18 protein-coding genes and 1 pseudogene are annotated in these 21,694 nt (G+C 41.7%); 14 read left to right on the top strand and 5 right to left on the bottom strand.

Going from position 1 to position 21,694, the window contains the following annotated elements; translation table 11 throughout:
- Positions 1 to 15: 15 nt before the first annotated feature.
- The 8 genes from ribD to RE317_RS20135 all read left to right on the top strand — a co-directional run bounded on the left by ribD (position 16) and on the right by RE317_RS20135 (position 8,986).
- A complete protein-coding gene (ribD, locus tag RE317_RS20170; RefSeq protein WP_008666700.1) occupies positions 16 to 1,068 on the top strand; it encodes a bifunctional diaminohydroxyphosphoribosylaminopyrimidine deaminase/5-amino-6-(5-phosphoribosylamino)uracil reductase RibD in 1,053 nt (350 codons plus the stop codon).
- 127 nt (positions 1,069 to 1,195) lie between these two features.
- Positions 1,196 to 2,593, top strand: coding sequence for a DUF6242 domain-containing protein (locus tag RE317_RS20165; protein ID WP_008666699.1), 1,398 nt, complete (start codon positions 1,196 to 1,198; stop codon positions 2,591 to 2,593).
- 33 nt (positions 2,594 to 2,626) lie between these two features.
- Positions 2,627 to 3,358, top strand: a complete 732-nt coding sequence (locus RE317_RS20160) for an isoprenyl transferase (RefSeq protein WP_005844501.1) — start codon at positions 2,627 to 2,629, stop codon at positions 3,356 to 3,358.
- A gap of 11 nt (positions 3,359 to 3,369) precedes the next feature.
- Complete coding sequence (gene bamA, locus RE317_RS20155) at positions 3,370 to 6,012, top strand: outer membrane protein assembly factor BamA (RefSeq protein WP_005844499.1); 2,643 nt, start codon at positions 3,370 to 3,372, stop codon at positions 6,010 to 6,012.
- 20 nt (positions 6,013 to 6,032) lie between these two features.
- Positions 6,033 to 6,548, top strand: a complete 516-nt coding sequence (locus RE317_RS20150) for an OmpH family outer membrane protein (protein WP_005844497.1) — start codon at positions 6,033 to 6,035, stop codon at positions 6,546 to 6,548.
- A 57-nt stretch (positions 6,549 to 6,605) separates the two neighbouring features.
- The gene (locus tag RE317_RS20145) at positions 6,606 to 7,109 is read left to right on the top strand and encodes an OmpH family outer membrane protein (RefSeq protein WP_005844495.1); all 504 of its coding nucleotides are present in this window, start codon (positions 6,606 to 6,608) and stop codon (positions 7,107 to 7,109) included.
- A gap of 102 nt (positions 7,110 to 7,211) precedes the next feature.
- A complete protein-coding gene (murI, locus tag RE317_RS20140) occupies positions 7,212 to 8,057 on the top strand; it encodes a glutamate racemase (protein WP_117873202.1) in 846 nt (281 codons plus the stop codon).
- Between the two features lie 56 nt (positions 8,058 to 8,113).
- A complete protein-coding gene (locus tag RE317_RS20135) occupies positions 8,114 to 8,986 on the top strand; it encodes a pyridoxamine kinase (protein ID WP_057279275.1) in 873 nt (290 codons plus the stop codon).
- Between the two features lie 386 nt (positions 8,987 to 9,372).
- On the opposite strand, the gene RE317_RS20130 is transcribed toward RE317_RS20135, so the two are convergent.
- The 5 genes from RE317_RS20130 to aroQ form a co-directional block, all read right to left on the bottom strand.
- Positions 9,373 to 10,611, bottom strand: coding sequence for an FtsX-like permease family protein (locus RE317_RS20130; RefSeq protein ID WP_005844488.1), 1,239 nt, complete (start codon positions 10,609 to 10,611; stop codon positions 9,373 to 9,375).
- A 9-nt stretch (positions 10,612 to 10,620) separates the two neighbouring features.
- Entirely contained in the window at positions 10,621 to 10,956 is a 336-nt protein-coding gene (rbfA, locus tag RE317_RS20125; protein ID WP_005844486.1) for a 30S ribosome-binding factor RbfA, read from the bottom strand.
- Between the two features lie 73 nt (positions 10,957 to 11,029).
- Positions 11,030 to 11,668 carry an O-methyltransferase gene (locus RE317_RS20120; RefSeq protein WP_005844483.1) on the bottom strand — a complete coding sequence of 213 codons (639 nt, stop codon included), beginning with the start codon at positions 11,666 to 11,668 and terminating at the stop codon, positions 11,030 to 11,032.
- A gap of 15 nt (positions 11,669 to 11,683) precedes the next feature.
- Positions 11,684 to 13,147 carry a pyruvate kinase gene (gene pyk / locus RE317_RS20115; protein WP_005850571.1) on the bottom strand — a complete coding sequence of 488 codons (1,464 nt, stop codon included), beginning with the start codon at positions 13,145 to 13,147 and terminating at the stop codon, positions 11,684 to 11,686.
- A gap of 32 nt (positions 13,148 to 13,179) precedes the next feature.
- Positions 13,180 to 13,602 carry a type II 3-dehydroquinate dehydratase gene (gene aroQ / locus RE317_RS20110; RefSeq protein ID WP_005844479.1) on the bottom strand — a complete coding sequence of 141 codons (423 nt, stop codon included), beginning with the start codon at positions 13,600 to 13,602 and terminating at the stop codon, positions 13,180 to 13,182.
- Positions 13,603 to 13,668: 66 nt separating this feature from the next.
- Between aroQ and xerD the strand changes: the two genes are divergently transcribed.
- The 6 genes and pseudogenes from xerD to RE317_RS20080 all read left to right on the top strand — a co-directional run bounded on the left by xerD (position 13,669) and on the right by RE317_RS20080 (position 21,670).
- Complete coding sequence (xerD, locus tag RE317_RS20105) at positions 13,669 to 14,610, top strand: site-specific tyrosine recombinase XerD (protein ID WP_005844476.1); 942 nt, start codon at positions 13,669 to 13,671, stop codon at positions 14,608 to 14,610.
- 141 nt (positions 14,611 to 14,751) lie between these two features.
- Positions 14,752 to 16,428 (top strand): tetratricopeptide repeat protein, encoded by a 1,677-nt coding sequence (locus RE317_RS20100; RefSeq protein WP_005844474.1) that lies wholly within the window; start codon positions 14,752 to 14,754, stop codon positions 16,426 to 16,428.
- Between the two features lie 153 nt (positions 16,429 to 16,581).
- Positions 16,582 to 17,649: a thioredoxin-like domain-containing protein gene (locus tag RE317_RS20095; RefSeq protein WP_005844472.1), complete on the top strand. Its 1,068-nt coding sequence runs from the start codon at positions 16,582 to 16,584 to the stop codon at positions 17,647 to 17,649.
- Positions 17,650 to 17,653: 4 nt separating this feature from the next.
- Positions 17,654 to 18,496: pseudogene (locus RE317_RS20090) on the top strand (YifB family Mg chelatase-like AAA ATPase); the annotation flags it as partial.
- Positions 18,497 to 18,572: 76 nt separating this feature from the next.
- On the top strand, positions 18,573 to 20,243 hold the full coding sequence (locus RE317_RS20085; RefSeq protein WP_117696978.1) for a recombinase family protein: 1,671 nt from the start codon (positions 18,573 to 18,575) through the stop codon (positions 20,241 to 20,243).
- Between the two features lie 101 nt (positions 20,244 to 20,344).
- Positions 20,345 to 21,670, top strand: coding sequence for a hypothetical protein (locus tag RE317_RS20080; RefSeq protein ID WP_303266284.1), 1,326 nt, complete (start codon positions 20,345 to 20,347; stop codon positions 21,668 to 21,670).
- Positions 21,671 to 21,694: the final 24 nt, after the last annotated feature.

The raw sequence follows: 21,694 nt of genomic DNA, 5'->3' as shown, positions 1-21,694 counted from the left end.
TTAAACAAGATCGTTATGACAAAAGATGAAAAATATATTTCCCGTTGCCTGCAACTGGCATACAACGGACTTTGTAACACAGCCCCTAATCCGATGGTAGGTGCTGTCATTGTATATCACGACACCATTATTGGAGAAGGCTACCACATCCGTTGCGGAGAGGCACATGCCGAAGTAAACGCCATACGTTCCGTTAAAGACGAAAATCTTTTGAAGGAATCAACCATATACGTAAGTCTGGAACCATGCTCCCATTATGGAAAGACCCCTCCCTGCGCCGACCTGATTATAGAGAAGAGAATCCCCAAAGTCGTAATAGGCTGCATAGACCCGTATTCCCAAGTAGCCGGCAAAGGCATCGAGAAACTGCGCAAAGCCGGCATTGAAGTAACCGTAGGCGTCTTAGAAGAGGAATGCCGGCACCTGATAAGACGCTTCATAACATTCAACACGCTCAAACGCCCATACATAACCTTAAAGTGGGCAGAATCCGCTGATGGCTTTATCGATATAAACCGCACAGGAGGAAAGCCGATCATACTTTCCAATCCGCTGACCAGCATGCTGGTACACAAAAAACGCGCTGAACATGACGCTATATTAGTAGGACGACACACGGCATTACTTGACAATCCCTCCCTATCCACCCGGAATTGGTACGGCAAGCATCCCGTGCGTCTGGTAATAGATAAAGAATTGACATTACCCCGAGATTTGGAACTTTTCAACGGCAAAATAAAGACATTCGTGTTTACCCGGGAATCCCCCTGTCAGCCAAACGCATTAACAGAATACATATCGTTGGATTTCAACAAAGATATCCTGCCGCAAATAATGGAAGTATTATATCAGAAAAAAATACAATCACTCCTAGTAGAAGGCGGAAGTATTTTATTACAGTCTTTCATAGACTCCGGCTTATGGGATGAAGCCTTCATAGAAAAGGCTCCACTACGCTTAAACAATGGAATACAGGCACCTTCTATTCAAAAAAAACACTTTAAACTGAATAAAATATACTTTGGAAGAGAAATAATGCATGCCGTCCATTCACAAATTCAAAGATAAAATGTGGCTGATTGACCGAGAAAAAGGGCTGGTTTATCTATAAATTAATATAAAACTTGTCCCAAAACTTCTATATAGAAAAAAATCTTCCTACTTTTGCGACTTGTAACAATAGACTCATTTGCAAATGAAAATAAAGTTTTTGACTGTCATCACAAGTCTGCTTGCTGCGGCTTTTATGATTACATCTTGCTTGGACGACAACGAAGTAGAAACAGAATATAGTTCAGAATCAAGCATTACCTCTTTTGCTATAAAAGATAAAATTGAAACTCAATATACCGAAAAGGTTAATGGCAAAGACACAACGCTGACATTCACCGTTGATGGTACCAAATACCCTTTTGCCATCGACCAAGGCACAAGACATATCTACAACGTAGACTCCCTGCCAGTCGGTACAGACATCAGCAAAGTCGTAGTCAGCATAAAATCAGACGGTATTGGCATTTTTATTGTCGCTGAGGACAAAGATTCGTTGTGGAATGATACCGACTCCTTGAATTTCGAAAAGCCTGTCCAATTTAAAGTTATGGCGATGAGCGGAGTCTATGGACCTATTTATAAAGCCGAGATTAATGTACATAAACAAGTTCCCGACTCATTGCAGTGGAGCCATAGAGGAAGTAGTTTCGACAACACTATCCAAGCACAGAAAGCAGTCACATTAGGGGATTATATTTATGTTTTCGCACAGCAAGACAATGGCGCCGCTGTTACAAGCACCCACATCAATGACGGAAAAACCTGGACGCCCTTACAGGCTTTACCTGAAAATATGCAAAATGCGGACTATTCTTCTGCCATGGCATGGGGAAACCAATTATACATACTTGCCGACAATGACCTGTACTGCTCCTCTGACGGAAAAAGCTGGAGCAAGATGGGCACTAACACCAAATTCGAGAAGCTGATTGCCGGTGTTCATTCAGAACATAACTGCAAATTGTACGCCATAGACACCAACAATCATTTTATGGAAAGTACGGATGCTCTGGTTTGGGATACTAATGGCGAGGTTCCGGCCAATTTCCCGAAAAATCAGTTATCATACACAGCTTACCCGTTGGTAACCAATAAATTCATAGACCGTATGGTACTAATGGGAGAAAATCCCATTGCGACCGACACGACCTCTACTGTATGGACCAGACTGACTACAGAAGACAGTTGGGCAGATTATCCTACAGCCGCATACGATAGTTTTTATTGTCCCAAGCTGGCTAATATAGCCATGATTCATTACAACGACCAATTATACGCTTTCGGCGGTCCGGGTAAAAGTTTCGGTAAGGACATTCCCGCTTTCAGCCGATTCTACGGATCAACGGATCAAGGCGTTACATGGAAACCTGTTTCAAGATATGTATTCTTCCCTACAGAATTCACTGATCTATACAACCAGGCAGACGGCAACTATTCTTATGTTGTAGACAAGAATAACTTCTTGTGGATTATATGGAGCCGAAGCGGAGAAGTATGGAGAGGACGAATCAATAAGTTGGGATTCGATTCCAAGGAATAAAGTCAAAGAGAGTCATATAAAATAGATTGCGACATGCCATATAGAGAGCAAATAGACAAAAGCCGTATACCTGCCCATGTAGCCATTATAATGGATGGAAATGGAAGATGGGCTAAACAACGTGGACAGGCGCGCAGCTTCGGACATCAAGCCGGTGCAGAAACTGTACACATCATAGCAGAAGAAGCGGCTAGACTGGGAGTCAAATACTTGACACTATATACTTTCTCTACCGAAAACTGGAATCGTCCGGTAGATGAAGTCGCTGCTCTGATGAGTCTTCTGATGGACTCCATTGAAGAAGAAACTTTCATGAAAAACAACATCAGTTTTCGCATTATCGGTGATACGGCAAAGTTACCGGTAGAAGTTCTGGAACGATTGAACCAATGCATTGAACGCACCTCAATCAATACTGGTATGTGTCTGACACTTGCTTTAAGCTACTCTTCCAAATGGGAAATAACAGAAGCGGTAAGACAAATAGCGGCCAAGATTCAAAACGACAAACTAGCCATTGAGGACATCGATGACAATTTGATAAGTGCACATTTAAGTACAAACTATATGCCCGACCCGGATTTGCTTATACGTACCGGAGGAGAAATCCGCCTTAGCAACTATCTGCTTTGGCAATGTGCTTATTCCGAACTATATTTTTGTGAAACGTTCTGGCCGGACTTCCGCGAAGAAGAATTTTGCAAAGCCATTTATGATTATCAGAAAAGAGAACGCCGTTTCGGCAAAACCAGTGAACAAATATAAAGTTAGATAAAATGCTATATCGTATTTCACTTATACTATTAACGCTTACATGCCTATTTTGCTTTTCAACAGGCAGTTACGCCCAAGAAGCAAACGTAGAAGAAAACGACAATCCAGTCATACTTTATTCCGGAACGCCCAAGAAGTATGAAATCGGCGGAATCAAAGTAGAAGGCGTAAAAAACTATGAAGATTATGTATTGATCGGACTTTCAGGACTATCGGTAGGACAGACCATTGTTGTTCCGGGAGATGACATCACCACAGCTGTAAAACGTTATTGGCGACACGGACTGTTCTCGGATGTACAAATCCTAGCTGAAAAAATTGTTGGAGACAAGATCTATTTAAAAATCATCCTGGCCCAACGTCCACGTATTGCCGACATTCGTTACCACGGCGTAAAGAAAAGCGAGCGTGAAGATTTGGAAGCCAAACTAGGTTTGGTAAAAGGAAGCCAGATTACTCCCAACTTGATAGACCGTGCTAAAATATTAATCAAGAAACATTTCGATGAAAAAGGTTTTAAAAACGCCGAAGTGACCATCGTAGAGCGTGATTTGGCTGACAATAAGGACCAAGTGGATGTTGATGTGATGATTGACAAGAAAGAAAAGGTAAAAGTCCACAAGATCACCATTGACGGCAACACCGTGTTAAGTGACAAGAAGTTAAAACGCGTCATGAAGAAGACGAATGAGAAAAACAAACTTGTCAACCTTTTCCGTACCAAAAAATTCATTGAAGAGAAATACGAAGAAGACAAACAGCATATCATCGACAAATACAACGAATTAGGTTACCGCGACGCACAAATTGTTGTGGACAGTGTTTCTCCGTACGATGACCGTACCGTCGACGTGTACATGAAAATAGAAGAAGGTGACAAATACTATCTGCGCAACGTGACCTGGGTAGGTAACACCATTTATGCTTCGGACTGGCTGAACGAACAGCTCCGTATGAAAAAGGGAGATGTTTATAACCAGAAATTAATGACCGAGCGTCTGACCGGTGATGAAGATGCTATCGGTAACTACTACTATAATAAAGGATACGTTTTCTATAACCTTGACCCCGTAGAAGTAAACATAGACGGCGACTCCATTGATTTGGAAATGCGTATTCAGGAAGGTCCTCAGGCCTCTATCAGCAAAGTGCGTATCAACGGTAACGACCGTTTGTATGAAAACGTAGTACGCCGTGAGTTAAGAACCAAGCCGGGAGACCTGTTCAGCAAAGAAGCATTGGAACGTTCTTATCGTGAGATAGCCCAAATGGGACACTTCAACCCTGAAAATATCCAGCCGGATGTACAACCGGACCCGACCAACGGTACGGTAGACATCAACTGGAACCTGGAGTCCAAAGCAAACGACCAGGTAGAATTCTCGGCAGGTTGGGGACAGACCGGTGTTATCGGTAAATTAAGTTTGAAGTTCACGAACTTCTCTATGGCCAACTTGTTCCATAAGAGTGACAACTACCGCGGATTCCTGCCACAAGGTGATGGACAGACATTAACCATCAGCGGACAGACCAACGGTAGTTATTACCAGTCATATAGTGTATCGTTCTTTGACCCATGGTTTGGCGGAAAACGTCCGAATTCATTCTCTGTTTCGGCTTTCTACTCCATACAGACAGATATCAGCAGTAACTACTATAACTCAGCTTATATGAATAATTACTACAATTATTACAGCGGTTATGGAAATTATTATGGCGGATATAATAACAACTACGAGTCTTTTTATGACCCCGATAAATCTATCCAGATGTATGGAGCATCTATCGGTTGGGGTAAGCGTTTGAGATGGCCGGATGACTATTTTACCTTGTCAGCCGAACTTTCTTACCAGCGCTTTATTTTGAAAGACTGGAGCTACTTGTATATCAAGTTGAACAACGGAGAATACATGTCAACCGGTAATTGCAACAACCTGAGTTTGAATCTGACTTTGGCACGTAACTCTACGGATAACCCGATTTTCCCGCGTCGCGGTTCTGAATTCTCGGCTTCCGTACAGCTGACTCCTCCGTACTCATTGTTCAGTAACAAGGACTACTCGGTATACGGTAAAGATGATTATGATGAAGCGGCAAGTATGTTCAACTGGATTGAATACCACAAATGGAAATTCAAATCAAAGACCTATACCGCTCTTACAGGAGGTCAGAAATGTCCGGTTATCATGACACGTGCAGAGTTCGGTTTGCTGGGTCACTATAACAAGTACAAGAAATCACCTTTTGAAACATTCTATATGGGTGGTGACGGTATGACAGGCTATAGCACCAGCTACGCTTCCGAAACCATTGCACTGCGTGGTTACGAAAACGGTTCATTGACTCCTTATGGTAGTGAAGGCTATGCTTACGTACGTTTAGGTGCAGAATTAAGATACCCGTTGATGCTGGAAAATTCGACCAGTATCTATGCATTAGGCTTCATTGAAGGAGGTAACGCATGGACAGATGTAAGCAAATTCAATCCGTTCCAGTTGAAACGCTCGGCAGGTGTCGGTGTCCGTATCTTCCTGCCGATGATTGGTATGATGGGTATTGACTGGGCATACGGTTTCGACAAGATTAACGGATCCAGCCAGTATAGTGGAAGCCAGTTCCACTTTATCCTGGGACAAGAGTTTTAATAACTAAAAACAATGTGATTATGAAAAAGGCTATCCTATTATCTCTATTGTTTGTGGCTTGTGTATTCACAGCCAGCGCTCAAAAGTTCGCCTTGATTGATATGGAATATATCCTGAAGAATATTCCTGCATACGAACAGGCGAATACCCAACTGAATCAAGCTTCACAACAATATCAAAGTGAGGTGGAAGCAAAAGCAAAAGAAGCGGAAGCACTTTATAAAGAATATCAGAAAGCCTCGGCTTCCCTGTCGGCCGCACAGAAAACGCAAAGAGAAGAAGCGATTGTAGCAAAAGAAAAGGAAGCAGCCGAACTGAGAAAGAAATATTTCGGTCCCGAAGGAGAAATGGCCAAAAAACAAGAGGCATTGATCGCACCAATTCAAGATAAAATCTATGAAGCGGTAAAACAGATTTCAGAGCAAAAAGGATATGCGGCAGTAGTGGACAGAGGCTCCGCCCAAAGCATTATTTTCGCATCTCCAAGCATTGATATCAGCAATGAAGTGCTCTCAAGATTAGGATATTCAAATTAATTTCCTACATTTGCAACCGATAATCCAAATTTGCAATAACTAATAAAAAATAGAACTATGTTGAAAAAAATTGCTTTACTACTTTTACTTATCGCTCCGATGAGTGTATTTGCTCAGAAATTCGGGCATATTAAATCCGCAGATGTACTTACTGTCATGCCGGAATTCACAAAGGCCCAGACCGACATCCAAGCCATGCAGAAACAATACGAGGATGAAATGAAACGTGCAACTGATGAACTGACCAAAAAATATACTGAATATCAACAGGAACAAGCCAACCTTCCCAAGAACATTCAGGAAAGACGCCAGAAAGAATTGCAGGAGTTACAGGAAAAAGGAATGCAGTTCCAACAAGATGCACAACAACAGTTGCAGAAATCATACGCTGATATGATGGAACCTATCTACAAGAAAATTGAAGACGCCATCAAAGCAGTAGGCCAAGAAGGTGGATATACTTATATCTTCGATTTGAACAGAACAGAAATTCCCTACGTAAATGAAGCGCAGTCTACAGATGTAACTGCTGCTGTCAAAGCTAAAGTAGGAATCAAATAATTAAGTTAAGGACCTTTACAGGCACGGATTACACAGATTTCACAGGTTTCAGAACCGTGAACATCCGTGTAATCCGTGCCTGTATTATATAGCTATACTGCCATGATCCCATCTATCCTCCCTTCAACCGGTCCCATCGGTGTATTCGACTCCGGCTACGGCGGTCTGACCATTCTGGACAAAATACGCGGACTGATGCCTGAGTATGATTATATCTATTTGGGAGACAGCGCACGCTGTCCGTACGGGCCGCGCTCTTTTGAAGTTGTTTACGAATTTACCCTGCAAGCCGTAAGCAAACTGTTTGAACTGGGATGTCCTTTGGTGATATTGGCATGCAACACAGCATCGGCAAAAGCCTTACGCACCATCCAGCAGATCAATCTTCCGGTAATAGACGCTACCCGCAGAGTACTCGGTGTCATCCGGCCTACAGCAGAAAGTATAGGAGAAATCACCCGAAGCCGGCACGTAGGTATACTGGCCACAGCCGGTACCATCAAATCCGAATCCTATCTTTTGGAAATACATAAGTTATCTCCCGACATTGTGGTAACAGGAGAAGCCTGTCCCATGTGGGTTTCCTTGGTAGAGAATAATGAATATCAATCGGAAGGAGCCGACTATTTCGTCAAACAACATATCAACCGGCTGCTGGATAAAGATCCGATGATTGACACCATCATATTGGGATGTACCCATTATCCGCTGCTACTGGATAAAATAAGGCAATTTACGCCTGAACCTATCCGCATCATTTCACAAGGGGAATATGTGGCCCGGAGCCTGCGAGACTATTTAAACCGCCATCCGGAAATGGACGCACGCTGCGATAAAGGAGGAAACTGCCGCTTCCTCACCACAGAAAGCGAAAACAAGTTTGAGGAATCCGCTTCCATCTTCTTGGGCCGGCAAGACATAAAGGTAAAAAGCATAGCATTGGAATAACTTTCTTCCGGTTTACCTGTTATATATACCATCCATAACGCTTAATTCATGAAGATATGTATACAAATAAAGTAAAGAAGATAGCTGCGGTACACGATCTGTCCGGTGCAGGGCGGGTATCCCTCACCGTCGTTATCCCTATCCTCTCATCCATGGGCTTTCAAGTCTGCCCTCTGCCCACAGCCGTATTGTCCAGCCACACCCAATACCCGCACTTCTCTTTTTTGGACCTCACGGACGAGATGCCCAAGATTATCAGTGAATGGAAACAACTTGGCGTACAATTCGATGCTATTTATACGGGCTACTTGGGATCTCCCCGCCAGATACAAATCGTATCCGGGTTCATTGATGATTTCCGCCAGTCCGACAGCCTGGTCATGATAGATCCCGTATTAGGAGACAACGGAAAGCTATATACCAATTTTGACGAACAAATGATTCTGGAAATGCGTCACCTCATCCGGAAAGCAGATGTCATCACGCCCAATATGACCGAACTGTTCTATTTGCTGGACAAACCCTATAAAGCGGAGAATACAGACGAAGAACTAAAAGCTTACCTGCATGAAATTTCGGAGCACGGCCCCGGTATCGTTATTATCACCAGCGTGCCCGTACAGGGAGATCCTCGCAAAACTTCCGTTTACGCCTATGACAGACAGGGAAACCGCTATTGGAAAGTAACGTGTCCCTACCTGCCCGCACACTATCCCGGCACAGGCGATACATTTACCAGTGTGATAACCGGCTCACTGATGCAAGGCGACAGTCTTCCTATCGCCTTGGACCGCGCCACACAGTTTATCCTTCAAGGCATCCGCGCCACTTTCGGCTATGAATATGATAATCGGGAAGGCATTTTGCTGGAGAAGGTGCTGCATAATCTGGATATGCCTATTCAGGTGAGCAGCTACGAATTGATTTGAGGACCCTGAAAGTAGAAGATCTGAAACACCCTGGAAAGAAGCTTCTACCAAGCCCTATTGCTCCGACGATTAAGGTCGTTTTCCCTTATAGCTAACCCTTATCATACAGTTAACTACTACAGACTCCGGCAGTGGACTGTACAGTCTACTGCAAGAGTTTATACAGTCCACTATATCAGACTGTACAAACCACCGCAAGAGACTATAGTACACAGCCATAAAAAAGAGCTTAACCATAAGGTAAAACAAGGTTAACCACAAAGAAGAAAAGACTTAACCAGATAAAGCCATAAGGCCAAAAGACGAAAAGAATAAAAACAAAGAAAGCAGCCAAGCCGTACCGTACAAACCGACAAACATCAGCCGTATCAACAATAATAAATAAATTACCTGCCCAGCAACCTGCGGCTGAGATAGCGCACGGGATACCACACGGAAAGAAAGCCCACCACCAGCACAGTGGCAAAGACTATAACAATATCCCATACATGGACACTGACGGGATAAGCATCCACCACAAAATTACCGCCGGAATTACCACCTCCCAGCGAAAGCAATCCGAATTCCTGCTGGATAAAGCAAAGGATCAGCCCCAGTATCACACCAACCACCGCACCTATCAGTGAAATCATACGCCCCTCGAACAGGAATATACGCGTGATCAGCTTGTCGCTGGCCCCCAAATTGCGCAATGTCACTACATCTGCCTTCTTATCTATAATCAGCATGGACAAGGAGCCTATTACATTAAAGCAAGCTATCATCAGGATAAAGGTAAGGAAAATATAAGATATCAGCTTCTCTATCTCCATAATGCGGAAAGTATCCGCTTGCTGCTCATACCGGTCCTGCACCCGGAAACCATCTCCCAATATTTTCTGTATCTTCGATTTTACACTCCCTACATCTGCATCCGGCTTCAATTTCAATTCTACCGAACTCACTTCTGTGTCATACTGGAACAACCTACGGGCAAATTGGAGGGAAGTCAAAATGTAAGAAGAGTCATACTTCTGTTGGTTCACCGCAAACACAAGGCCGCTGGAATATAAATCGGCAGAGTTAAAGCTGGAAGCTGGATTGGCCATATTGACTTTAGCTCCCCGTTTGGGAGCATAAATCTCTAGCGGATCGAGGAATTTGATACCCGTTCCCAAGATGGAAACCAATTCTATGCCGGGAATGGCATAATCCACCACTTCATCATGCAACACGAATTGCCCCCGGCCGAAAAGAATACTGTCAATAGCGGTCAGATCCTCGAAATTATCCTCAATTCCCTTGATCACCGCCATAGTCTGACGGCCCTTATACTGAACCATCGCATTCTCTTCCAAGGACTCAGAAAAAACAGCGATCTCCGGCATCCGGCGCAAAGCTTCTATACGCGCTTCCTGTCCGTCAAAGACCTTTCCGGTGACAGCCGTAATTTTCAGCTCCGGATCAAAAGCCGTAAAGAAAGTAGCCACCAGATCCTGGAAGCCGTTAAAAACAGACAAAGTACATACCAATGCCAATGTAGCCAAAGCCACTCCGCAGACGGAAATGGCTGAAATGACATTAATGGCATTGTGCGACTTCTTGGAAAAAAGATAACGCTTCGCTATATAAAAGGGAAAATTCACCGTCCGGTTCTACTTTTTCAACAATTCGTCTATACGTTCGGCATAATCCAATGAATCATCCACAAAGAATTTCAACTCGGGAATGATGCGCAACTGATGGCGTACCCGTGTTCCTAACTCATAACGGATGGATTTCATATTATCATTGATATTCTTTACTATTTCCTGGCTCCTCTCAGAAGGGAACACGCTGAGATAGACACGTGCAATACTCATATCGGGACTGATGCGGACAGCACTTACCGACACCAAAACACCATTCATGGACTTGGTCTGAAGCAGGAAAATCTCACTCAACTCCTTTTGGATCAAACGAGAAATCTTATTTTGTCTGGTCGTTTCCATAATTAATAATTATTCAGTTTGCTAATTTGTTAATATGCCATACGGTTCATAGCATAACCTATCGGCACATTATTCAACATTTTCTTATGATTGTCAGCCCGTCGCGCAAGGGAAGAATCACCTTTTCAACCCGTTTGTCGGCAGCTACCAAATCATTAAATTTCTTTATTCCAATAGTCTGAAGATCTGTATGATGCGGTTCCTCCAATACATGTCCGTCCCACAATGTGTTATCGGCAATGATGTATCCGCCGGGTGATAATTTCTCCAGTACCATTTCGTAATATTCAATATACTTCCGCTTATCACCGTCTACAAACGCCAAATCAAAGGTAATGTTCATGCCAGGCAGCAACTTCAGCGCATCACCTATATAAAATTTAATCTTGCCAGCGTAAGGCGAACCTTCCAGCCAGGGACGTGTAAAGTCCTCCTGCTCATCGTTTATCTCAAATGTGTGCAACGTGGCCCCCTCTTCCAACCCTTCGGCCAGGCAAAGTGCGGAGTAGCCACTGTAAGTCCCGATTTCCAGCACCTGACGGGGGCGTATCATTTGCACAAACATTTTCAGCATACGCCCCTGCAAGTGGCCGGAAGCCATACGGGGACGTAAAAGCTTGACGTGCGTATCGCGATAAAGTGCCTTCAGATAATCACTTTCTTCATCAATGTGCTGAAGGATATATTCGTCAATAGCGTCCGTTTCTTTCATTCCTATCTTCTATTATTATAGGTAACGGTTGCGGTTGGGCAGCACATAGTCCATAGCATACTTCAACACATCTCCCACTACATTGATTTCAAGGAAAGAAGTCTGAGTACCTTGCTTGCCGCTGCTCAGGTAAGCCACCATGTCGCTTTCACTCAAGACACCATCATCCAGCAATTTACGCAAAGCAGCGAAATAATATGCCTGTCCGTTAGCCTTTTCGGGCATATAGATAGCTTCCACCCCATATGACAAAGCCAGATGACGCATCGTTTTTTCTTTATAACAGATGGCCAATACAGGATATTTGCCACGGAAAGCAGCAATATTACGTGCGGTACGCCCGCTGAAACTGTCGGTAATAATGGCGCGGATATTCAGTTTGCTGGTAGCCTTTACTGCCTGTTTTGCCAGGAAAGCGGTTACATCATTGGAGTTTTCATCCAAAGGAATACGGATGTCATTCTCGGCCAGTTTATCTTTCTCGGCCTGCGCTGCAATCTTGGCCATCGTCTTCACGGCTTCCACCGGATACTTGCCGTATGCCGTTTCCCCACTCAGCATCAATGCATCCGTGCGGTAGTAAATAGCATTGGCAATATCGGTCACTTCAGCACGGGTAGGACGCGGATTATTAATCATGGTATGCAACATCTGGGTAGCAACAATCACCGGTTTCTTTGCCAGAATACATTTTTTGATCAACAGACGCTGAATGCCGGGAATTCGTTCCTGAGGAACCTCAATGCCCAAGTCACCACGAGCCACCATGACTCCGTCGGCCACTTCCAATATTTCATCAATATTGTCCACTCCTTCCTGATTTTCGATCTTGGCGATAATCTTAATGTCGCTGCCGTATGCATCCAGTATCTGACGGATATCCAGCACATCCTGCTTATTACGAACAAACGAATGTGCTATGAAATCAATGTCCTTTTCAATAGCATACAGTATATTGTTACGGTCCTTTTCTGTCAAAGAAGGAAGATTGATGCGCACACCCGGTACATTTACACTCTTACGGTTACCCAAAGTAGCTTCATTCTGCACCTCACACAACAAATACTCGTCTGTCTTCTCAATCACACGCAGCTCCAGATCACCATCATCAATCAGAATATCGCCATCCACCTGGAGATCATGCACAAAACCGGGATAAGATACAGCAATACATTCACGGGTCGTTTCTTGTGCAGGATTGCCTACAATCTTCACTTTGTCACCAATCTGATAAGGAATAGGCTCGCCGCCCGCAATAGCAGTAGTACGCACTTCGGGCCCTTTTGTGTCCATCAATATGGCAATACGGTTGGAAACCTCACGTACATTGGTTATCAATTTTTCAAAACCTTCACGCGAAGCGTGAGCCGTATTCATACGGACCACATTCATACCGGCCTTGAAAAGATCTCTTATAAACTCTACCTCGCAACGCTGATCTGAGATGGACGCTACGATTTTTGTTTGTTTCAACATCATAATCTTATCACCTTATATTATACCTAAACGTTTTATTTTCTCATTAACAAAGCCTCAATCGCCAAACGATATGAATGAAGCCCGAACCCACAAATCACTCCCGCACAAGCACAGGAAATCATCGACTTATGGCGAAACTCCTCACGGGTATGTACATTCGAGATGTGCACCTCAACCACGGGAGCTGTCACGGCGCGGATAGCATCCTGCAAAGCAATGGAAGTATGCGTATAAGCCCCTGCATTCAACACGATGCCGTCATAATCAAAACCCACTTCGTGTATTTTGTTGATCATCTCACCTTCCACATTCGACTGATAATACGCTATTTCAATGTCCGGATAAGTACGGCGCAATTCCACCAGATAGTCTTCAAATGAAACAGCGCCATAAATGGAAGGTTCCCGTTTGCCTAATAAATTGATATTAGGTCCATTAATAATTTGTATTTTCATATTTATACTATATCTGAACTTTTTCTACCTTTGCAGGGAATTTGGGTACAAAGGTAGAAAAAAGAAATGAAAAGAACCGAGAAAACAGACAAGATATTGGTGAAATACAAACAATATTTAAAGTTGGAGAAATCGTTATCTGACAATACGGTAGATGCTTATCTTACTGACCTGGACAAGTTACTGGCTTATCTTACATTAGAAAACATCAACATTCTGGATGTCCGGCTTGAAAATCTGGAAGATTTCTCGGCCGGATTACATGATATCGGCATCCACCCCCGTTCGCAGGCACGTATCTTGTCGGGCATCCGCTCTTTCTACCGTTTCCTCATTATGGAAGATTACCTGAAAGCCGACCCGACAGAATTGCTGGAATCCCCCCAGACAGGTTTCAAACTGCCCGAAGTAATGACTGTAGAAGAGATAGACCTGCTGATAGGAAGCATAGACCGCAGCACCAAAGAGGGACAGCGCAACAGGGCCATACTGGAAACGCTTTACAGTTGCGGGCTCCGCGTTTCCGAACTCTGCAACCTGAAATTATCCGAACTTTATTTTGAAGAAGGCTTCATCAAAGTGGAAGGAAAAGGAAGCAAACAGCGGCTGGTTCCTATTTCACCGCGCGCCATCAAGGAAATCAGGCTCTACTTCACCGACCGTAACCTGATGAAAATAAAGCCGGGATTTGAAGACTTTGTCTTTATCAGCAATTTCGGGAAGAACATCTCCCGCATCATGGTTTTCCATATCATCAAAGAACTGGCAGCCCGGATAGGTCTGAAAAAAAAAATCAGTCCTCACACTTTCCGCCATTCTTTTGCAACACATTTGCTGGAAGGAGGCGCCAACTTGCGTGCCATACAGTGTATGCTGGGACATGAAAGTATCGGGACAACAGAAATTTATACACATATAGACCGTAATATGCTACGCAGTGAAATCATAGAACATCACCCCCGTAACATCAAATTCAGAGAAAAAGATAATAAAGGTTCTATATTCTAAAATATTTTAAGATAAATTGAAAAAAAAGCAGGCTAAGAAGCTAGCATATAATAGAGTTTTTCCTATCTTTGTCCCCAAAGAGACGCACAAAAACGTACTATAGCGAATTTTACATTACAAACGTTAAATTAATAAGTAACTATGATTAAAAAGTTGTATTTGCCCTTAGTGGCTTTATTGGTCCTTGCCTTATCATCATGCGGCAAGATGGGAGAATTGTCTTCTGACTATTTCACAACTAACCCTGAAGTGCTTGAAGCAATCGGTGGTAAAGTGCCTGTGACAATTAATGGTAAATTCCCCGAAAAGTATTTCAAGAAGAACGCAACTGTTGAAGTTACCCCCGTTCTGAGATGGAAAGGCGGCGAAGCTAAAGGCCAGCCCGCTGTATTCCAAGGAGAAAAAGTAGAAGGAAACAATCAGACTATCGCTTACAAGGCAGGTGGCAGCTACACGATGAAAGCTTCTTTCGACTACGTTCCCGAAATGGCAAACTCTGAACTTTATCTTGATTTCAAGATTACAAAAGGAAAGAAATCATACACTATTCCTTCTGTGAAAATCGCTGATGGCGTTATCGCGACTTCTGAACTGCCTACTGCTGCCAGCTCCAACGCATCATACGCTAACGATGCTTTCCAACGCATTATTAAAGATGCTCAGACTGCCAACATCATGTTCTTGATCCAGCAAGCCAACTTGCGCAACAGCGAATTGAATTCTGACGATATCAAAGAATTCCATAAGAAAGTGGCTGAAATTAATGCCGACACAAAGAACTACAAACTGAACAACATCGAAATTTCTGCATACGCTTCACCTGATGGTGGTGTGGAACTGAACACCGGTTTGGCTGAAAACCGTGAAGCAAACACAGAAAAATATATGGAACGCCAGTTGAAGAAGGGCAAGATTGATACTAACCTGGATGCAAAATACACTGCACAAGACTGGGAAGGCTTCCAAGAACTGGTATCTAAATCAAACTTGCAGGATAAAGATTTGATCTTACGTGTTCTTTCTATGTACAATGATCCTGAACAAAGAGAAGCTGAAATCAAGAATATCTCTTCTGTATACAAAACTTTGGCTGACGAAATCCTGCCTCAGTTGCGTCGTGCCCGTTTAACTGCCAACTATGACATCATCGGTCGTAGCGATGACGAAATCAACGAAGCATTCAACTCTGATCCTAAAGTATTGAGTGTAGAAGAATTATTGTACGCTGCTACACTGACTAACGACAACGCTCGCAAAGAAGCTATCTTCACCAAGACAACTCAACTTTATCCGAACGATTTCCGTGCTTATAATAACTTGGGTGAATTGGCATTCGCTGCCGGTGATGCTGCTAAAGCAGAAAGCTACTTCAAACAAGCTGCTTCTAAGAACGCTAACGCTCCTGAAGTAAACGCTAACCTTGGTCTTTGCGAATTGGTTAAGGGCAATGTTGCAGCTGCCGAAACTTACTTAGGCAAAGCTACAGGTGCTAACGCTGCCGGCGAAGCTTTGGGTAACTTATATATCAAACAAGGCCAGTATGACAGAGCTGTCAACTCATTCGGTGACGCTAAGACTAACAGTGCCGCTCAAGCTCAGATTTTGGCTAAAGACTATAACAAAGCAAAAGCTACTTTGTCTGCAATCAAGAATCCGGATGCAATGACTGACTACTTGATGGCTATCGTTGGTGCTCGCACAAACAATGCTTCATTGGTAAGCAGCAGCATCAAGAGCGCAATCGCAAAAGATCCTTCAATGGCTGAAAAAGCTGCTAACGATCGCGAGTTCGCTAAATACGCTGATGCTATCAAATAATATAACTAGATATCATCTTGTCTAGTTTTTTAGATGATTATGACTGAAACCGGAGGCTTCGTGATGAAGCTTCCGGTCTTTTTATGTAAAATAACCTTCATTTATACCTGCCTTTAGCCACAAAATGCGTATTTTCGCAAAAAATATCTTGAAATGAAAAAATTACTATTCTTTCTTTTCACTCTTGTTGTGCTGGCAAGCGGCTGCGGCAAGAAAAATACATTCACCTTGGAAGGAAGCATTAAAGGACTTCCTTCAGACACTATATTAGTATTTTATCAAGAACCCGATTACAAGCTGGATACCATACTCCTCTCAAAAGGTAAATTCACTTACACCATTACCCCTGACACATTTACTATCTTCTCATTACTATTGGGAGAAAAACAAATCTTACCGATATATGCTGATAAAGGAGAAAGTGTTACCCTAAACGGAATGGCCGGAAAGATAGAGGTTAAAGGAAAGGGAGAAAACGCACAACTGGCAAAACATATCCAGTACCTTAGCACCTTAGAAAATAACAAGGCAGCTGTTATGACTGCTGTGGATTCGTTGATTAAAACCAACCCAAGCTCGTACAGCAATATCTATCTGATAGACAAATATTACGTACAGGACTCGCTTCCTGATTACAACCACATAGATCAGCTGATAAAAGGACTAAGCGGTATTATAAAAGACACACCTTATATTATAGAACTCCAGAATAAATTAAGTGAGAAAAAAGAACTGACAGAACATCGCTACGTTTCCAACATCTCGTGCACGGATAAAAAAGGAAAGACCGTCAACTGGAACAGTGTAAAAGGGAAATATGTCCTTTTGGATTTTTGGGCAAGCTGGAACAAAGAAAGCATTGCCACACAAGATTCTTTAGTATCCGTACAAAAGGCATTGAAAAAAGACAAGTTTGTTATTATCAGCCTCTCCCTTGATCTGGATAAAAAGGAATGGATGGAGAAAATCATTCAAAGAGATACCACGCAATGGAAACAAGTTTGCGATTTCAAAGGCTGGAACAATTCCATTGTCAAGCAACAAGGCATAACCCGGATTCCTGCCAATATACTGATAGGTCCTGACAAGCGGGTCATCACACAAGATATACGGGGCAAAGAACTGATAGACAAAGTGAGACAGCTGACAGAACAAGATAAAGAGAAAGAAAAAGCCGCCAAAGAGGCAGAACGTGCTCGAAAGAGACAAAATAAAAAATAAAAGAATGCTGGTAAAAGTCTATGGAGCAGCCGTTCAAGGTATCGACGCTACCATTGTAACTATTGAAGTAAATAGTTCACGAGGTATAAAATTCTTCCTTGTCGGTCTGCCGGACTCGGCCGTGAAAGAAAGTCATGAACGTATTATTTCCGCCTTACAGGTAAACGGATATAAATTCCCCACTTGTCAAATTGTAGTGAATATGGCCCCTGCCGACATACGCAAGGAGGGGTCTGCATACGACCTTCCGCTAGCAATCGGAATATTGGCCGCTACCCAAATCGTATCGGAAGAAAAACTTTCACGTTATCTTATTATCGGAGAACTTAGCCTGGATGGAAGCCTTCAACCAGTCAAAGGAGCCCTCTCCATAGCTATCAGTGCCCGCGAGCAAGGTTTTGAAGGCTTCATACTTCCCAAACAAAATGCGCGGGAAGCTGCTGTAGTAAACAACCTGAAAGTATATGGCGTAGAAAATATCAAAGAGGTCATCGAATTTTTCAATAATGAACGCAATCTGGAGCCTAGCATCGTCAATACACGGGAGGAATTCTATGAACACCAAAGTAGCTTTCCATACGATTTTGCTGATGTGAAAGGACAAGAAAGTGTAAAACGCGCATTGGAAGTAGCCGCGTCCGGAGGACACAACCTGATTATGATCGGTTCACCCGGAAGTGGGAAGTCCATGATGGCAAAGTGTATGCCAAGCATTCTCCCTCCCCTTTCATTGGGTGAAAGTCTGGAAACGACTAAAATACATTCAGTAGCAGGAAAATTAGGAAAAGACAGTTCACTGATTGCCATCCGGCCTTTCCGTAGTCCCCATCATACAATTTCGCAAGTAACATAAATATACGATTTGGTGGTGAATATTTTTTTTTCTATATTTGTATCCGTAACCAATAATATATTCTTTCACTATGAAATGTATATTACTAGTCAGAGTTTCTACAGAAGCCCAATCCTATGAAGAACAGGAAAATGAGCTATATGACTTGGCTCATTTCTATGGGTATAAAGATAAGAACATTTCTTCAATAGCTACTAAAGAAAGTGCTATAAAATTGGATGAGGAGGAAAGATTTGGTCTCAACCGTATGAAAGAGCTGCTTGAAACAGGTGAATATGACTGTGTATTCGCTTGGGAAATCTCACGTATAGCCAGAAGAAAAAAAATATTATTCAGTATCCTTGAATATCTTACTACCAAGGGAATCCAACTAATCATCAAAGAGCCTAGAATTAGACTACTCAAAGATGACAGGACTATTGATGAAGGTGCCGAAACAATCTTCACCCTATATGCCCAACTTGCAGAATCTGAAATGAGGAATAAGATTGCCCGTTTTTCCAGAGCTAAAAAAGAAGGCTATAATAAAGGTAAATATATGGGTGGAAAAATAAAACTAGGTTATAAAGTTTCCGAAGATGGTTATTGGGAAATTGATGAAGAGGATTCCAAATTGGTCCGCCTTATCTTTGACATGTATATTTCCGGCGAATACAGCTTGGCAGAATTAGGAAAAGAATTAAAGTCCAGAGGTTATTTTAAAAACCTATCTATTACCAATGTAAAAGCAGAAATGTATGGTTTACTAAAGAATCCGATTTATCGTGGCATAAGGACTAGTAACAATATCTACCCTCAGATTATAGATGATGATACATGGGAGAAATGCCGTAAGAAAAGAGAAGAAAATAGAACTCGCCCCAAAGCAAAAACGCCTCACCTATTGACACCTTTAATCCGTTGTTCTTGTGGTGCGTCATATTCAGTTAATCTCATGGATGCAACATATTCATGTAGGGTAAAACATAATGCCGTAGAAAAAGGATTATCCCATTCTCCAGACATCAATATTAATATGATTGAGTCATTGGCATGGTATGTAGCTTTACAGGAATTACATGAGGATATGATCAATAAACGGAATAATGCCAAAGAAAACTATGAGAAAGAAATACAGGTTTACAATCAGAAGATAGCCCATTCACGTGAAGTATTGGAATCGACCATGCAGAGACGTTCCGATCTTGACGAGAATTATTTTGTCCATGGCCGCTTCACAAAAGAGAAATATGAAGAACTGGCCCAAAAGCAAAATGATATAATAAAGGTAGAGCAAGGTAATATAAGAAAGTATGAAGCTGCAATATTAAACATGGAGAAACAGATTCAAGCGGACATTACCTTTGATGATATGATTGATTCTCTCAATCAGTCCTATGAAACCTTGAAAAATGGGACAGATATAGAAACCATGAGAAAAATCACCCACAGATACATTACGGATATTTATATCGAACCGTGGGAAGGTAAGGCAACATCCTTTTGGAAAAAGGTGACGATCAAAACTATCCATGATACTGACAAGAAAAAAAAGATAGAACAATTCAAAGAGCAGGGACTGGATGGCATTATTTTTACTCTCAAGGATATGTTCTATGTTAATACCCTCCACAAGAAAGCATATTGGAATGAAGATATGATGAACTGTGTACCAATGGTTTATATAGAAAGAATAACCAGAAAAAGAGGAAAAAGGACGAAAAAAAAGAAAATGGGAATAAGAGAATGCAGAAAATCATAACGTTTCTTCAATTTTAACTAGAGATTATTAATTATACAATTGGTTTAGAATTATTCTTTCTCTTTGTATAAACTAATTTTTCATATAAAAAACAGAACTGCATGAGTTATATGATTAACCTTACTAACATTATAGGAGAGTTTCCTGCATGGAATTTATCAACTGAGACAAGAAAAAATAAATATTTGGAATTTGAAGCTCCGAAGAGAAAATTCCAAAGAGAGCTGAATATTCTCAATTATACCAAATGTTCTGTTCGTGACTTATCTTTTTTCGCTAAATATCCTTTATTGAAAAAAATAATATCGTTTTTACAGGATAATGTTGAGACTCAAAACATGGACATTGCCTTGTTTTTAGAAATTGCTATCCTTTTAGCCTATCATGTTAAATTATCTGCAAAATCAGTAGCAAATTCAATCAACTATTTTTTGAAATGTCGCAATGAATTAACAAATAGCACTCATAAGATCTCACTTGCAGGATTAGAAATACTTGATGAGATAACAGCACTGATAAGAGAGTGTGAATTAGGGCTAATCGATAAATCATCCAGTTTGCTAAAAAAGAAGTTGTTTAAAGATGAGGATTCAATCAATTTTGGAGAGGAAAGATTATATCCCAATGATTGTATTTTCGGATATTTACTACAGGAACACATCTCAGGTTATCTTCTCTGTTTGGTTACAGAGCCATTCGTTGAATTGTTTTATACCAATACTTCTTCAGTTAATCCCTGCTTTACGTTATTTAATGCTTTATGTTTCAAAGGCGAAATCAAAAGTTTCATTACAAAGGATGAAAATTTGTCCTATAGTGCTATAATAAAACAAAAAGATAATCCATTAGCGACATGTCTGGCTGTCACCTTAGATAAAATCACCTCATCTAATAGAATAAGCAGCCAATGGATTCTGGACAATATATCTCAAAACTATATAACTACTTTTCGTAAGCTTTGGTGGCTAAGTTCTATTTATGCAAAATATCATTCCAAATATTCTAATGAACTTAACAACAACAGAAACTTATTTGCCCAAGTAGAAAAGATTATTAAACTCGTAGAATTGGAAAGTGGCAAAAAACTAGTGATGCCCGATAATTATCCTATATCTAATGTCTTTCCAGAAACTATGGAAATGAAGAAAGAATCACCAGACGGAAAAAAAGGAGTAACTGAATTAGGTGTCTATTATTCTCAAAGAGAGAAGGACATAAACAGCCTTACTCAACAAAGCAATAATGACAAGGATAGGGAAAATTCCTTTTTTATATTGCCCGATGATTATTTTGAACAGCTTTCTGACAGTTGTGAGCGTATCTGTATAGATGACATCAAAGAAATTATAAAAAAGCAAGGAGTACAGAAATTCTATGTATTTATAACCATAGAACAACCAAAACTAATCAGAAATATCCGAGTGTAAATCTTTAATTACCAGCATATTCTA

Origin of the sequence: Phocaeicola sp. GP0067 (assembly GCF_031119655.1) — a bacterium.
In the GTDB taxonomy this organism is placed as follows: Bacteria; Bacteroidota; Bacteroidia; order Bacteroidales; family Bacteroidaceae; genus Phocaeicola; species Phocaeicola vulgatus.
This window is presented reverse-complemented; position numbering and strand designations above follow the sequence as displayed.

Excerpts from the sequence above, each read along its gene's own strand:
- RE317_RS20085 (WP_117696978.1), top strand. The coding sequence starts at position 18,573 with ATGAAATGTATATTACTAGTCAGAGTTTCTACAGAAGCCCAATCCTAT.
- RE317_RS20120 (WP_005844483.1), bottom strand. The coding sequence starts at position 11,668 with ATGAAAGAAACGGACGCTATTGACGAATATATCCTTCAGCACATTGAT.
- RE317_RS20150 (WP_005844497.1), top strand. The coding sequence starts at position 6,033 with ATGAAAAAGGCTATCCTATTATCTCTATTGTTTGTGGCTTGTGTATTC.
- RE317_RS20095 (WP_005844472.1), top strand. The coding sequence starts at position 16,582 with ATGAAAAAATTACTATTCTTTCTTTTCACTCTTGTTGTGCTGGCAAGC.
- RE317_RS20165 (WP_008666699.1), top strand. The coding sequence starts at position 1,196 with ATGAAAATAAAGTTTTTGACTGTCATCACAAGTCTGCTTGCTGCGGCT.
- xerD (WP_005844476.1), top strand. The coding sequence starts at position 13,669 with ATGAAAAGAACCGAGAAAACAGACAAGATATTGGTGAAATACAAACAA.
- ribD (WP_008666700.1), top strand. The coding sequence starts at position 16 with ATGACAAAAGATGAAAAATATATTTCCCGTTGCCTGCAACTGGCATAC.
- murI (WP_117873202.1), top strand. The coding sequence starts at position 7,212 with ATGATCCCATCTATCCTCCCTTCAACCGGTCCCATCGGTGTATTCGAC.
- RE317_RS20135 (WP_057279275.1), top strand. The coding sequence starts at position 8,114 with ATGTATACAAATAAAGTAAAGAAGATAGCTGCGGTACACGATCTGTCC.
- bamA (WP_005844499.1), top strand. The coding sequence starts at position 3,370 with ATGCTATATCGTATTTCACTTATACTATTAACGCTTACATGCCTATTT.
- RE317_RS20160 (WP_005844501.1), top strand. The coding sequence starts at position 2,627 with ATGCCATATAGAGAGCAAATAGACAAAAGCCGTATACCTGCCCATGTA.
- RE317_RS20145 (WP_005844495.1), top strand. The coding sequence starts at position 6,606 with ATGTTGAAAAAAATTGCTTTACTACTTTTACTTATCGCTCCGATGAGT.
- rbfA (WP_005844486.1), bottom strand. The coding sequence starts at position 10,956 with ATGGAAACGACCAGACAAAATAAGATTTCTCGTTTGATCCAAAAGGAG.
- RE317_RS20100 (WP_005844474.1), top strand. The coding sequence starts at position 14,752 with ATGATTAAAAAGTTGTATTTGCCCTTAGTGGCTTTATTGGTCCTTGCC.
- aroQ (WP_005844479.1), bottom strand. The coding sequence starts at position 13,602 with ATGAAAATACAAATTATTAATGGACCTAATATCAATTTATTAGGCAAA.
- RE317_RS20080 (WP_303266284.1), top strand. The coding sequence starts at position 20,345 with ATGAGTTATATGATTAACCTTACTAACATTATAGGAGAGTTTCCTGCA.
- pyk (WP_005850571.1), bottom strand. The coding sequence starts at position 13,147 with ATGATGTTGAAACAAACAAAAATCGTAGCGTCCATCTCAGATCAGCGT.